This window comes from Stagnihabitans tardus (assembly GCF_009925085.1).
Lineage (GTDB): Bacteria > Pseudomonadota > Alphaproteobacteria > Rhodobacterales > Rhodobacteraceae > Stagnihabitans > Stagnihabitans tardus.
On the sequence record NZ_JAABNR010000004.1, the window covers coordinates 117,322 to 130,300 of the forward strand.

At 66.9% G+C, this 12,979-nt stretch carries 12 protein-coding genes; 5 read left to right on the forward strand and 7 right to left on the reverse strand.

All coding sequences use genetic code 11. The annotated features are described in order from the left end of the window. Nucleotides 1-80 precede the first annotated feature (80 nt). Both GV832_RS05450 and GV832_RS05455 read right to left on the reverse strand, forming a co-directional pair. Nucleotides 81-1,793 (reverse strand): hybrid sensor histidine kinase/response regulator, encoded by a 1,713-nt coding sequence (locus tag GV832_RS05450; protein WP_168773822.1) that lies wholly within the window; start codon nt 1,791-1,793, stop codon nt 81-83. A gap of 8 nt (nt 1,794-1,801) precedes the next feature. Then, on the reverse strand, nt 1,802-2,125 hold the full coding sequence (locus tag GV832_RS05455) for a DUF6476 family protein (protein WP_227754254.1): 324 nt from the start codon (nt 2,123-2,125) through the stop codon (nt 1,802-1,804). On the opposite strand from GV832_RS05455, the gene GV832_RS05460 reads away from it, so the two are divergent. Both GV832_RS05460 and rpoH read left to right on the forward strand, forming a co-directional pair. Continuing rightward, nucleotides 2,124-3,179, forward strand: coding sequence for an RluA family pseudouridine synthase (locus GV832_RS05460; RefSeq protein ID WP_168773823.1), 1,056 nt, complete (start codon nt 2,124-2,126; stop codon nt 3,177-3,179). The two genes, GV832_RS05455 and GV832_RS05460, sit on opposite strands and share 2 nt — an antisense overlap. A 469-nt stretch (nt 3,180-3,648) precedes the next feature. Beyond that, nucleotides 3,649-4,542, forward strand: coding sequence for an RNA polymerase sigma factor RpoH (rpoH, locus tag GV832_RS05465; protein ID WP_168773824.1), 894 nt, complete (start codon nt 3,649-3,651; stop codon nt 4,540-4,542). A 270-nt stretch (nt 4,543-4,812) separates the two neighbouring features. On the opposite strand, the gene GV832_RS05470 is transcribed toward rpoH, so the two are convergent. After that, nucleotides 4,813-5,358 carry an LPXTG cell wall anchor domain-containing protein gene (locus GV832_RS05470; RefSeq protein ID WP_168773825.1) on the reverse strand — a complete coding sequence of 182 codons (546 nt, stop codon included), beginning with the start codon at nt 5,356-5,358 and terminating at the stop codon, nt 4,813-4,815. Nucleotides 5,359-5,538: 180 nt separating this feature from the next. Here GV832_RS05470 and GV832_RS05475 point away from each other — a divergent pair, with 180 nt between their 5' ends. From GV832_RS05475 to GV832_RS05485, 3 genes are read left to right on the forward strand one after another with little or no spacing between them, the layout of a single operon-like run. Then, on the forward strand, nt 5,539-6,231 hold the full coding sequence (locus GV832_RS05475) for a phosphatidylserine decarboxylase (protein WP_168773826.1): 693 nt from the start codon (nt 5,539-5,541) through the stop codon (nt 6,229-6,231). Then, nucleotides 6,231-6,980 (forward strand): CDP-diacylglycerol--serine O-phosphatidyltransferase, encoded by a 750-nt coding sequence (gene pssA, locus GV832_RS05480; RefSeq protein ID WP_168773827.1) that lies wholly within the window; start codon nt 6,231-6,233, stop codon nt 6,978-6,980. The genes GV832_RS05475 and pssA overlap by 1 nt, the downstream gene beginning before the upstream one ends. A 60-nt stretch (nt 6,981-7,040) precedes the next feature. Next, complete coding sequence (locus tag GV832_RS05485) at nt 7,041-8,036, forward strand: Gfo/Idh/MocA family protein (RefSeq protein WP_168773828.1); 996 nt, start codon at nt 7,041-7,043, stop codon at nt 8,034-8,036. Between the two features lie 93 nt (nt 8,037-8,129). On the opposite strand, the gene GV832_RS05490 is transcribed toward GV832_RS05485, so the two are convergent. The 4 genes from GV832_RS05490 to GV832_RS05505 all read right to left on the reverse strand — a co-directional run bounded on the left by GV832_RS05490 (nt 8,130) and on the right by GV832_RS05505 (nt 12,706). Next, a complete protein-coding gene (locus GV832_RS05490; protein ID WP_168773829.1) occupies nt 8,130-8,660 on the reverse strand; it encodes a carbonic anhydrase in 531 nt (176 codons plus the stop codon). Between the two features lie 422 nt (nt 8,661-9,082). Next, nucleotides 9,083-10,900: a M3 family oligoendopeptidase gene (locus tag GV832_RS05495; RefSeq protein ID WP_227754265.1), complete on the reverse strand. Its 1,818-nt coding sequence runs from the start codon at nt 10,898-10,900 to the stop codon at nt 9,083-9,085. A 72-nt stretch (nt 10,901-10,972) separates the two neighbouring features. Next, complete coding sequence (locus GV832_RS05500) at nt 10,973-11,674, reverse strand: hypothetical protein (protein ID WP_168773831.1); 702 nt, start codon at nt 11,672-11,674, stop codon at nt 10,973-10,975. 96 nt (nt 11,675-11,770) lie between these two features. Further along, nucleotides 11,771-12,706, reverse strand: coding sequence for a ligase-associated DNA damage response exonuclease (locus GV832_RS05505; RefSeq protein WP_168773832.1), 936 nt, complete (start codon nt 12,704-12,706; stop codon nt 11,771-11,773). Nucleotides 12,707-12,979: the final 273 nt, after the last annotated feature.

The window sequence follows — 12,979 nt, forward strand, 5'->3', positions numbered from 1 at the left end:
CCCCCGTTTTGCCCTCAGGCTGGGGGCGGAAGCCGGGCCTGTCCGTCTTGTCTGCGCCCTCTCGCCGTCGCTTTCCGCCCTCAGGAAGCCGGAAGACGGGAAGCGGGCAGGCAGGGCGCCAGCGCCTCGCGCAGCTTGTCCAGCGTCAGGGGCTTCATCAGGTGGCCGTCGAAATCGGCCGGCTGGGCCGCCTCGGCCGAAAGCGCGATGATCGGCGGCAGGCTGTCGGGCCAGAGCGCGGCCATGGCCGCCCGCGTGGCCTCGCCATCCATCCCCGGCATGACGAGGTCCAAGAGCACGACATCGGGGCGGCTTTGCCGGACCAGCTCCAGCGCTTGGGGCCCGTCCGAGGCCAGCATGACCTCGGCCCCCAAAAGCCGCAGGTAGGTCGCGGCCACCAGCCTGTTCGTGGCGATGTCGTCGACGACCAGCACGCGCAACCCGTCGAACCGGGCCGGAAGCTCGGGCGGCGGGGCGGCGGCCACCGGGCTTTGGGCGCCGAAGGGCAGGGTCAGAAGGAACCTTGCCCCCGGCCCCTCGGGCAAGAGCACAAGATCGCCCCCCATCCGCCGCGCCAGCATCCGGCTGATGGCCAGCCCAAGACCCGTGCCGGGCGCCAGGTCATGGCCGCGCACGAAGGGCTCGAAGATCCGCTCGCGCAGCGCCTCGGCCACGCCCGGCCCGCTGTCGGCCACAAGCACCGACAGCCAGCCCGGGTGCTTGGTCCAGGCCTCGACCCGCACTTCGCCGCGCTGGCCATATTTGACCGCGTTCGACAGGATGTTGGACAGGCACTGCCGCAGCCTCTTGCCATCCAGCCGCACCATCTGCGGCAAGTCTGGGGAGAGCGTCAGGGTCACCTGCATGCCGCGCTCTTCGAACTGGCGGCGGAACAGCGCGACGCCCGAGGTGATCTGGGCGGAAAGGTCCAGCGCCACGGGGCGGATCGACAATTGCTCGGCCTCGATGGCCGAGAGGTCGAGGATATCCTCCAGAAGGTCGCCCAGGTCGCGGGCCGATTGCTCCAGCATGGCCATGCGCTCTTGCGTCTCGGGCTGGCGCGACAGAAGCCGCTCGGATTCGCTGAGGCCGATGATGGCGTTCAGGGGGGTGCGCAGCTCATGGCTGAGCTGCGCCACGAAGCGGGTCTTGGCCAGGTTGGCCTGCCGCGCCGTCTCGCGTTCGCGCAAGAGGTCGGCTTGCAGCCGGTTCATCGAGAGGATGGTCAGCATGGCATAGTAGCTGGCCGCTGCAAGGCTGAGCGTGGTGGCGGCAAGGATCTGCCACTGGCCCTCGGGCAGCCAGAGCCAGGTATTGGCCGTGAAAGCCACGAAGGACGTGCCGAGCGAGGCCGAGAGCGACAGCGGCAGGTGGACATTGCGCAGGGTCGAATGGTGGATCAGCGCGATCAGCACAAGGCCAAGCGCATAGGCCTTTGCCATGGGCGCATCGACCAGCCAGGACAGGGCGGGATAAAGCGTGAACGTGGCCGACAGCGCCATGTTCGTCGCAAGCGCCCAGAGATAGCGCCCCGGTTTCTCGGCCGGGTCCAGGTCGTCCAGGAGCCGCATCGAGGTCAGGTCGAAGAAAACGTCCAGCGCATAAAACAGCGCCGCCACCCACAGCGGCTGATAGGCAAGCCCGATGCCGAAGGCCACGGTCACCAGGGCGCGCCGCCGCAGGGCAAATCCGCGCAGGACCCGGGCCTGGTGGGCGATCTCGGAGGCAGGCTGGCGCCGGGCAAAGTCCAATGCCCGCGCGAGAAGTCCGGAACCGGCGGAAAGCTCTGCCATTCTTGCGCTCAGGGCTCCGGTCGGGTGATGGCGATGTCGGCCCAGGGGCGTCCATCCGTGCCGAAGATGTGGATATGGTCGTCCGAGCCCACGACCGCGATCCAGCCCGTGCCCATGGTCACCGCGCGGGGGCTCACGTCCGGGGGCAGGACCAGGCTTTCGGGCAGGACGGGGGTCTGGAGCTGGCCCATCTGCGGCAAACGGGTGACAAGCAGCCAGACCACGGCTATGACACCGCCAATCATGCTGGCGGTCAGAAGGATCACCAGCCATTTCAACAAGACCACCGAACCCGGCAGCGGCACTTCGGTCTCTTTGGACGTCACAGACATGAACCCCTCGCTCTTGACCTCTTCTGACGATGATCTGGCCGAGGACCTGGTCCTCGTGATCCCGTCCGACGCACATGACAGGCTTGATAAGGTCTTGATCTCTCTCTTGCCAGATGAGGCCGGTATCTCCCGCAGCAGGTTGACCAAAATGATCGCCGAAGGCGCTGTTCTCAAGAATGGCAGCCCGGTGGCGGATGGCAAGTCCAAAGCGGTTGCGGGCGATGTTTTCGTGCTCCGGCTGGACCCGGCCGAAGCGGTCGAGACCCTGGCCGAGGATATCCCCCTGACCGTGGTCTACGAGGATGGCGAGCTGATCGTGGTGAACAAGCCCGCGGGGATGGTGGTGCATCCCGCACCGGGGAGCCCGCGCGGGACGCTGGTCAATGCGCTCCTCTGGCATTGCGGCGAGAGCCTGCAGGGCATTGGCGGCGAGCGGCGGCCGGGGATTGTCCACCGCATCGACAAGGAGACCTCGGGGCTCCTGGTGGCGGCGAAAAGCGACCGGGCGCATCATGGGCTCTCGGCGCAATTCGCGGCCCATACGGTCTCGCGCCGCTACCTGGCGGTGGCGCATGGCGTGCCCATGGCCTCGGACCCCAGGTTGCGGGGCCTGCGTGGGGTGGGGGTCGAGGCCGGGGGGATCATCCGCATCATGACCGAGCTGGCCCGCCACAAGAATGACCGGCAGAAACAGGCCGTGGTCTGGGATGGCGCGGGGCGGCATGCGGTGACGCGGGTGCGGGTGATGGAGGATTACGGCGTGGCGAGCCTCCTGGAATGCTGGCTCGAGACCGGGCGCACCCATCAGATCCGCGTCCATATGGCCTATGCGGGCCATGCGCTGATCGGCGACCCGACCTATGGCGGCACGCGGCGCCTGCCCGCCAAGACCAAGGGGTCGGACTATGCCAATGCCTTCCCCCGCCAGGCGCTGCACGCCGCGACCCTGGGCTTCGACCATCCCCTGACCGGCGAGCGGCTGGAGTTCCGCGCCGACCCGCCGGAGGATTTCGTGACCCTGGTCGAGGGTCTGCGGCCGGTCTCCGCCGACTGAAGGCGGGGCCCCGCCGACTGTGGGGCCGAGGCTTGTCGTCCGGGGCAGGCCCTGCCGACTGTCGGGCTGGGCCCTGCCGACTGAGGGGGCGCCGCTTTCCTTGCAAGGCGGGCCCTGCCGACTGCCTTTGCATCCCGTGATGGCGCCCTTCCCCCGGGGAGACCTCGCGGAAGGGGAGCCGCCAGAGGGTGGGCCGCTGCGGGCGGGGGCTGCCCTTCGGCTGGGCCGGCCCTCACGCCCCCCCTCACGCCCCCCCCCTCACGCCCAAGTGAGGCGCTTTCGCGCCAATGCCCTGCAAAAACGCTCAGAAATCCAACTGGCGCCGCGACGGAAAGAGGTTCACCCTTCGTTAACACAAGCATGACAGGCTTTCGGCCCTGCCGCTCTTGAAGAAAGCCCTCGGGCTCCTTACTTCAGCGGGTTCAAGGACCGGGGGCGCAATCGCACCGGACAGGAAAGGGGGCGTCTTATGAGCACCTACGCGAATCTTCCGGCACCCAGCCCCGAACAGGGGCTGAACCGGTATCTGCAAGAAATCCGCCGCTTCCCGCTGTTGGAGCCGGAACAGGAATACATGCTGGCCAAGGCCTGGGTCGATCGCCAGGATTCCCAGGCCGCCCACCAGCTCGTCACCTCTCACCTGCGTCTGGCCGCCAAGATCGCCATGGGCTATCGCGGCTATGGCCTGCCCCAGGCCGAGGTGATCTCGGAGGCCAATGTCGGCCTCATGCAGGCGGTCAAGCGGTTCGACCCCGAAAAGGGCTTCCGGCTTGCGACCTATGCCATGTGGTGGATCAGGGCCTCGATCCAGGAATATATCCTGCGGTCCTGGAGCCTGGTGAAGCTCGGCACGACCAGCGCGCAAAAGAAGCTCTTCTTCAACCTGCGCAAGGCCAAGGCCAAGGTCGGCGCCCTTGAAGAGGGCGACCTGCGCCCCGAAAACCTCGCCCAGATCGCCAAGGACCTGTCGGTTTCGGAAAACGAAGTCATCGACATGAACCGCCGCCTCTCGGGCGGGGATGCCTCGCTGAATGCCTCGGTGGGCTCGGAAGAGGGCGCCAGCCAGTGGCAGGATTGGCTCGAGGACGAGGACAGCGACCAGGCGGGCGACTATGCCGAGCGCGACGAGATGGACGCCAGGCTCTCGCTCCTGGCCCGGTCGATGGATGCGCTGAACGAGCGGGAACGCGATGTCCTGACCAAAAGGCGCCTCTCGGAAGACCCCGTCACGCTGGAGGATCTTTCGGCCAGCTACGGCGTCTCGCGCGAGCGGATCCGCCAGATCGAGGTCCGGGCCTTTGAAAAGCTGCAAGCCCGGATGCGGGAACTGGCGATGGAAAAGGGCATGGTGGTGCCAGTCTGAGCCCCCCGCGCGTCTCCAGCGCCCAGCCGCCCCGGGCTTGACCCGGGGCCTCGACCGCCAAGGGCTGCGGGATAGGACAAGGGCCCCGGGTGTGATCCCGGGGCCCCTTTTCCTGTCCGAGGCGACCTCGCGCCATGGCTGCGGGCCCCGCCGGACTGCCGCCCGGTCCGCAAGCGCCCTGGCTCCGCCGCGTAGCCCGGGGCCGTGGCCCCGGGATTCTGGTCGTGTTTGGGGTCCTGGCCCCGGGGCTCTGGCGTCTTTGGACCCGTCTCAGCCGCGCTTGCGGCGCAGCACGAGGAACCCCAGGCCCGACAGCAGCAGAAGCCCGCCCGCAGGCAGGGGAACGGGGGCAGGGGTGGGGGCAGGGGGTGCGGCCTCGGTCAGGGAATAATTGGCGGTGATGACTTGCTCGCCTTGCTCGCTGAAGAGCCCCGAGCCGTAGAAGCGGTCATATTCCCACAATTGTCCTTCACCGGCCGTGAAGAACATGAGCTCATCGGGATAGGGAACCGACACCACGCGGATCACCAGCGCGTTGTCCTGCCCATCCAGGCTCAGCCAACCGGCCGAGAAGCTCAAGTCATCGTAGAACTTGTAGGCCTTCAACACCGTCCGGGTGATCCCGCCGATCACAAGGCTGGTCACGGAATTCACCTGGATCCGGTTACCATCGGCCAGGGCCGAGCCCTCCAGCGTGGCGGTCATCGTGATGCCATTGCCGGAGGTATAGCTGAAGTCATAGGTCGCGGCGCTTGCGGGCGCGACGCCCAAGGTAAAGGCGGCAGAGAGCAGGGCAGAGGTCAAAAAACGCATCATTCGCACGATCCTGTTAAACTTTCACACACCATGACCGCATATCCTCCGGCCCGATCTGTCAACGTTTAGCGAGGTTAACGCGGATTTCGCCCGCATCTCGCCGTCCCGCCCCATCGCCCAAGCCCGCTTGCACGCCTGCGCCCCCCCGTCTATCACCAAGCCTGATACGAGGAGACGCCGATGACGATGCTTGGAACCTTTCTGAAACCCATGCACCCCGAGGGCTGGCGCTTCGTCCCCGTCTTCGCGGCGGTGACGCTGGTGCTCTTCTGGCTGTGGGAGCCCCTGGGCTGGCTGGGCGTCGGGCTGACGATCTGGTGCTATTACTTCTTCCGCGACCCGGTGCGGTCGGTGCCGCAAGACGAGAGCCTGATCCTTTCCCCCGCCGATGGCGTGATCTCCTTGATCGAGCCCGCCGTGCCCCCCGCTGAACTGGGCATGGGCCCGCAGCCCCTCTTGCGCGTCTCGGTCTTCATGTCGGTCTTCAACTGCCATGTGAACCGCATGCCGGTGGGCGGCACGATCCAGACCATCGCTTACCGCCCGGGGACCTTCGTCAATGCCTCGCTGGACAAGGCCTCCGAGGACAATGAGCGCAATGCGCTCTTGATCCAGACCCCGGACGGCACCAAGGTCGCCGTGGTGCAGATCGCGGGGCTGGTCGCCCGGCGGATCCTGTGCTTTGCCAAGCCCGGGCAGGCCCTGCGCGCCGGGGATCGCTTCGGCCTGATCCGCTTTGGCTCGCGGCTGGATGTCTACCTGCCGCCGGGCGTGGCGCCCATGGTGGCGCTGGGCCAGACCATGATCGCCGGGGAAACCGTGATCGCCGACCTCCGCTCGGAGGCCGCGGCCCGACCTGCGCGGAGCACCTGATGCCCGATCAACGCCCCCGAGAGTTGCACCTGACGCAGCTTCTGCCCAACCTGATGACGATTTCGGCCATGTGCTCGGGCCTGACCGGCATCCGTTTCGCGGTGAACGGGCAGTTCTCCTGGGCCGTGGCCATGATCCTTCTGGCCGCCGTGCTGGATGGGCTGGACGGGCGCGTGGCGCGGCTCTTGAAGTCGGAATCCGAGATGGGAGCCGAGCTCGACAGCTTTGTCGATTTCGTCAATTTCGGCGTGGCGACCGGGCTCGTGGTCTATCTCTGGGGGCTTGCAGGGCAACAGTCGGGCGGCTGGATCGCCACCTTGATCTATGCCTCCTGCTGCATGCTGCGGCTTGCACGGTTCAACATCGGCAACCGCGTCGAGAAGGCCGAGGGCGAGACCTCGGCGACCTTTACCGGGGTGCCCGCCCCTGCCGGGGCCATGCTGGCGCTTCTGCCGCTTTACGCGGCCTTCATCTGGCCCGAGGCCAAGCTTCCGCCCTTTGCGCTGATGCTGTGGCTGCTCCTGGTCGGCGGGCTGATGATCAGCCGCATCCCCACGCCCTCGTTCAAGTCGGTGACGGTCCTGGCCGAGAATGTGCGCTTCGTCGTCATAGGTTTCGTCGCCATGGTGGCCGCGCTCTTGACCTTTCCCTGGCAGACCATGCTCTTGATCGACATTGCCTATATCGTGGTCATCCTCCAGTCGCTGTGGCAATTCCGCAAGAACCGCCGGGGGTTGCGCGGGCTATAGGGGGGCTTGGCTTGCTTGGCCCAAGGCTTTCTCCTAGCCTTGCGGCATTTGGGGGAGGTCATGATGTCAGCGGTCAAATGGGGAATTCTCGGCGCGGCGAAATTTGCGCGCGAACATATGGCACCGGCGATCCATGCCGCCACGGGGGCGGAGCTTTACGCGCTCGCCACCGCCTGGCCCGACAAGGCCGAGGCCTTTCGCGCCTTCGCCCCCGGGCTCAAGGTCCACGACAGCTATGACGCGCTCCTGGCCGATCCAGAGGTCGAGGCGGTCTATATCCCCTTGCCCAATCACCTCCATGTGCTGTGGACGCTGAAGGCCCTGGCGGCGGGCAAGCATGTGCTGACCGAAAAGCCCATCGCCATGCATGCGCGCGAGGTCGACCAGATCATCAACGCCCGCGATGCGGCCAAGAAGCTCGCGGCCGAGGCCTATATGATCGTCTTCCACCCGCAGTGGCAAAGGGCGAAGGCCCTGGTCGAAGAGGGCGCGATCGGCCGGGTCACCCATGTCGACGCGGCCTTTTCCTACAACAACAAGGACGACACCGACAATATCCGCAACAAGCCCGATACCGGCGGTGGTGGTATCCGGGATATCGGCGTCTATACCTATGGGTCCGTGCGCTATGTCACCGGGGCCGAGCCGCAGGAGCTGATGTCGAAGATCCGGCGCGAGAATGGCGTCGATGTCTGGGCCCAGATCTTTTCGGTGATGCAGGGACCCCAGGGCCGTTTCACCTATTCCGCCATGACCTCGATGCGGCTGTCCAACCGGCAAGAGGTGGTCTTCCAGGGCGAGAAGGGGATGATCCGCGTGGCCAATGCGCCCTTCAACGCAGGCGTCCATGACCAGGCCCAGGTCGAGTTGCACTTGCCGGGCGGCAAGGTCGTGACCGAACGCTTCCCGGGCGTCAACCAGTACAAGCTCCAGGTCGAGGCCTTTTGCCATTCGGTCCGCACCGGGGCGGCCTATCCCTGCCCGCTGGAGTTCGTGCGCGGCACCCAGGCCATGATCGACCGCGTCTTCCAGATGGAAAGCGCCGTCACGCTTTGAATGTTCGAAAAGGGCAAGTCCCGGAGGTGATCCCCCGGGACTTGCCTGATCTTTGTTCGATAAAGCCAATCCTTGGCCTTTCCTCGGCTGAGGTCAGTGCGAGATCGGCTCCGCCCCGTGCTCCGCCCCTTGTGCCGCCTCGGCATCGGCGGCATTGCCTGCCGTGTCATGCGCGGCCGTCTGGCCGGGCCGCAGCCTTTCGACCGTGCCGTCCAGGTTCATCAGGAAACCCTTGACATGCAGCTGCGGGAAGCGCTGCGCGGCGACGTTCTGAAACTCTGCCAGCACGGCGGTATGGGCGGCCAGTTCCTTCGCGGGGTCGGCCACGACATCCTCGCCCAGCGCGAGCTTGGCCGCGCCGCAGTCGCGGTGGTTGATCACCATGATCTCGTGCACGTCATGCAGCTTGACCGCCAGGCCCACATGTTCCCAGAAGACCGCGTGCCAGGGTTCGAACTGCGGATGAACCGCGCCGAGCGCGCCGCCTGCCAGGATCACATGATCATAGGAATTGCGGTATTGCATCTGGTTCATCATGATCGCCAGGTCATCGACCAGTCGGAAATCCATGCAGGAGAGCAGGATCGCATCCGCATGGCCCCCGGCCCGCAAGGGTGAGGCCATCAGGGCCCCCATGGCGGCCATCCCGCCCAGAAACCCGCGCCGTCCCAGGCTCGACCGGTTTGGCCCCTTGTGGGGGCAAGTTGAAAGCTGGCACATCGTTACACCTCACCAGAACACCGGTTTCGATTCTAGGTGAGACTTCCCAAGAAAGTCTTAAGCGGCGCGGGGATTGCGCATTTCGCCCCCAGAACCCCGGGCCAGGCCGTGTTGCAAGGGCCCGGCCCTGGGCGGCGTGGGCGCATAACGGCGCAGAGACCGGTATGCCACGCGCGCATAGAATTCTGCGCAACGCGCCCTTGCGCCCCCAGACAACGCCAAAAACCCGGGGTATACCCCGGGCTACGCGGTTGCCATCCGAGCCCCGATCCGGCTTTGGTCGCTCTGCTTCCACTGCGTAGCCCGGGGTATACCCCGGGGCGCGCTTACTCCATCGCCTCCAGCTCGTCGATGAAGCCCGCGATCATCGACAGGCCCCGGTCCCAGAACTTCGGGTCCGACAGGTCCAGGCCAAAGGGCGCCAGAAGCTCCTTGTGGTGCTTGGATCCCCCCGCCTTCAGCATCTCGAAATACTTGTCCTCGAAGCCCGGCATGCCTTCCGCATAGGTCGCGTAAAGCGCATTCACCAGGCCGTCGCCGAAAGCATAGGCATAGACATAGAAGGGCGAGTGGATGAAATGCGGGATATAGCACCAGAAGGTCTCATAGCCCGGCTGGAAGTCGAAGACCGGCCCCAGGCTTTGCGCCTGCACCGACATCCAGAGCGCGTTGATATCCTCGGGCGTCAGCTCCCCCTCGGCGCGGGCGGCGTGCAGCTTGCACTCGAAGTCATAGAAGGCGATCTGGCGCACGACCGTGTTGATCATGTCCTCGACCTTGCCGGCGAGGAGCGTCTTGCGCTCCTCCTTGGTCTTGGCGCCGTCCAGAAGGCGACGGAAGGTCAGCATCTCGCCGAAGACCGATGCCGTCTCAGCCAGGGTCAAAGGCGTCGAGGAGAGCATCTCCCCCTGGCCCGCCGCCAGGACCTGGTGGACGCCGTGGCCCAGCTCATGCGCGAGCGTCATCACGTCGCGCGGTTTGCCGAGGTAGTTCAGCATGACATAAGGGTGCACGGTCGTCACGGTCGGGTGCGCAAAGGCGCCCGGAGCCTTGCCGGGCTTCACGCCTGCATCGATCCAGCCCTTGTCATAGAAGGGCTGGGCGATCTCGGCCATGCGCGGGTCAAAGGCGCGGTAGGCGCCCTGCACGGTCTCCACCGCCTCGTCCCAGGGCACGAGGCGCGGGTTCTCCTGCGGCAAAGGCGCGTTGCGGTCCCAGGTCTGGAGCTTTTCCAGGCCCAGCCACTTGGCCTTCAGCTTGTAATAGCGGTGCGAGAGCTTGGGATAGGCCGCGACGACGGCATTGCGGAGCGCCTCGACCACCTCGGGCTCGACATGGTTGGACAGGTGGCGCCCATGCTGCGGCGAGGGCATCTTGCGCCAGCGGTCGTGGATTTCCTTCTCTTTCGCCAGGGTATTGGTGATCCGGGCAAAGAGCTTGATATTGGCCTGGAAGACCTCCGCCAAAGCCGCAGCCCCCGCCGCCCTGCGCCCCCGGTCGGGGTCGGTCAAAAGGTTCAGCGTCGCCTCCAGCGGCATCGCCTCGCCATCCACGGTGAACATCAGCCCCGCCATGGTCTCGTCGAAAAGCTTGTTCCAGGCGGAGGAGCCCACGACCCCCTGGTCATGCAGGAACTGCTCCAATTCCGCCGAAAGCTGGTGCGGACGCATCGCGCGCATGCGGTCGAAGACCGGCTTGTAGCGCGCCAGAGCCGGGCTGGAGGCCAAAAGCCCCTCCAGGTGCGCATCCTCCAGCGTGTTGAACTCAAGCGAGAAAAACACCAGATGGGCGGTGAAATCGGTGATCTGGCCCTCGCAATCGGCCATGAACTTGGCGCGCTCGCCGTCCAGCGTGTTCTGGTAATAGCGCAGGCCCGCATAGGACATCACCCGCCCCGCCGTGGTCTCGATCCGCTCATAGGCCTGGACGCAATCGAGCATCTGATCAGCCGAAAGCCCCGCCAGCTTCCCCTGGTAGGCCTCGGCAAAGCCCGCGCAGCTCTGCTTCAGCCAGGAGATATCCCGCCCCAGTTCAGGCGCATCGGGAGCGGTGTAGAGGTCCGACAGGTTCCAGGAGGGCAGGTCGCCGAAAGCGGCGCTCCCGGCGTTGACGTCGTAAACCGGGCGGGGCAGGGGGAAAGGCAGCATGGGAACCTCGGAGGACTGTTTTCCCATAGATAGGCGGGCGCAGGCGAAAAGGGAACCGCCCCGAGGCGATCACCCTTCCGCGATCTGGTCGACCGAGGCGCCGCGCTCCCAATCCACGACCCGCGCGCCCACCAGGTCAAAGCCCAGTTTGCGCCGCTTGTTCACCACCTTGGCCTCCCAAGCGATGCGAAAGACCTGCTCGGCCCGGACCGAGCGCAGGGGGCCAAAGCGCTCCAGCACCGCGCCGCGCGCCCAGGCCAGGACCTCGGCGCCATGGGGGCCGAGTGGCAGCTTGACCAAAGGCACGAGCCCATTGCCCCGCCGGACCGCAAACTGCCCCTGCGCCCCCTCGACCATGGTCAGGACGGCGAGGCATTCCCCCGGGCCCCCCGCCTCCTCCACCACCACCGACCGCCGGGCGCCCGAGATCAGCCGGAAGAACCAGGCTCGCTCCACCGGCTCCATCCGCCGGGCGAGCGCAAAGACCCCCTCCGAGCGCACGGCCAGCACCTCCTCCAGCCCGACCGGGTCCCCCTCTGCCCGCCCCATCAGCAGCGCCGCAGCCTCCGCCCGGTCGCCGCAAGCCGCCAGACAAGCCGCCGCCACCCCTTCCGGCAGCCCTTCCGAGGCCCTTGCCCAGATCTCGCCCATCCCCATGACCCTGCGCCCCGCCAAGACCGCAGCAGCCTGCTCCGGCATGGCAAAACCATGGGCCGCAAACCGCGCCCCGGTCGCCGCCCCGCCTTCCAGAAACGCCGCCAGCTCCTCCATCACCCGTCTTTCACATTGATCCAAATATCCCCGGGGAGGTCTGGAGGGGCAGGAAGCCCCTCCAGCCAGGGGGTTCGGGGGGCGGGAGCCCCCCGATTACCACGCCTCGGCCTCATAACCCCGCCCCCGCAGCCACAGGGCAAACGCCTCGCGATAGCCATGCAGGCAAATCACCCGCCCCGCCCCGGTCGCCTCCACGGCGGCGTTCAGCCCAGGGAAATCCGCGTGATCCGAGAGGACGAAGGCCCGGTCCACCCCCTTCCGCCGCGCCGCCAAAGCCATCCAGCCCGAGGCCGCCGCCACCCGGTGCAGCCCCAGCGAAAGCGCCCAGTCCGAAGCCATGCCCTGCGGCGTCGCGATGACCAGCGCCCCCGGGGAGACCTCCCCCGTCGCAGGCAGGGCATAGCCCGCCGCCCGCAGGACCTCCGTCACAGCCTCGACCGTCGGATGACAGGCCAGAGGCCCCGGCAGGTCCAACCCCGCCAGCCCCGCCAGGATCCTTTGCGCCTTGCCGAAGGAATAGGCCAGGACCACCGAGGTCACGCCCTCGGCCGCATTGCCCGCCCACCAGTCGCGCATCGCGGTCAAGACCTCGGCCTCGGGCGCCCAGGTGAAGATCGGCAGGCCGAAGGTCGTCTCGGTGAGGAATGTGTCGCAGGGGACGGGCTCGAAAGCCTCGCAGAGCGCGTCGCCTTCGACCTTGTAGTCGCCGGCCGCGACCCAGACCTCTCCCCCCCGTTCGACCCGGATCTGGGCCGAGCCCGGCACATGGCCGGCCGGATGGAAGCTGACCGTGACCGCGCCGATCTGGCGCCGCTCCCCGTAAGCCATGGCTTCGGCCGTGATCTTTCCCAGGCGGTGACGGATTACCGGCAGGGTGCCCGTGGTGCAAAGGTAAGCGCCCATCCCCCGCGCCGCATGGTCGGAATGGCCATGGGTGACCAGGGCGCGGGGCACGGCGCGCATCGGGTCAATCCAGAAATCCCCGGCGGGGCAATAAAGCCCCTCCGGTCGCCGTTCGATCAGGTCCATGGGCCAAGGATAGGGCGGCGGGGCGGCTTTGGGTAGGGTGCGTGCTGGCAGGCAGCACGGGCGAGACCCGGGGTATACCCCGGGCTACGCAGTTCCACCGGAGCCCCCGGGCTTTGGCGGGCGCTTGGGCGGAAAGCTGCGCCTCCGGCGGGGATATTTGGGTCAATGTGAAAGGGGGGCGGCGCGGGCGGGGCTGGGGTAGGGTGCGTGCTGGCACGCACCGGGGGGGAGCCCCGGGGTATACCCCGGGCTACGCAGACCCAATGAAGCCCC

Coding starts and splice junctions, on each gene's coding strand:
- GV832_RS05450 (WP_168773822.1), bottom strand. CDS start 1,793: ATGGCAGAGCTTTCCGCCGGTTCCGGACTTCTCGCGCGGGCATTGGAC.
- GV832_RS05460 (WP_168773823.1), top strand. CDS start 2,124: ATGAACCCCTCGCTCTTGACCTCTTCTGACGATGATCTGGCCGAGGAC.
- GV832_RS05455 (WP_227754254.1), bottom strand. CDS start 2,125: ATGTCTGTGACGTCCAAAGAGACCGAAGTGCCGCTGCCGGGTTCGGTG.
- rpoH (WP_168773824.1), top strand. CDS start 3,649: ATGAGCACCTACGCGAATCTTCCGGCACCCAGCCCCGAACAGGGGCTG.
- GV832_RS05470 (WP_168773825.1), bottom strand. CDS start 5,358: ATGATGCGTTTTTTGACCTCTGCCCTGCTCTCTGCCGCCTTTACCTTG.
- GV832_RS05475 (WP_168773826.1), top strand. CDS start 5,539: ATGACGATGCTTGGAACCTTTCTGAAACCCATGCACCCCGAGGGCTGG.
- pssA (WP_168773827.1), top strand. CDS start 6,231: ATGCCCGATCAACGCCCCCGAGAGTTGCACCTGACGCAGCTTCTGCCC.
- GV832_RS05485 (WP_168773828.1), top strand. CDS start 7,041: ATGATGTCAGCGGTCAAATGGGGAATTCTCGGCGCGGCGAAATTTGCG.
- GV832_RS05490 (WP_168773829.1), bottom strand. CDS start 8,660: ATGGCCTCACCCTTGCGGGCCGGGGGCCATGCGGATGCGATCCTGCTC.
- GV832_RS05500 (WP_168773831.1), bottom strand. CDS start 11,674: ATGGAGGAGCTGGCGGCGTTTCTGGAAGGCGGGGCGGCGACCGGGGCG.
- GV832_RS05505 (WP_168773832.1), bottom strand. CDS start 12,706: ATGGACCTGATCGAACGGCGACCGGAGGGGCTTTATTGCCCCGCCGGG.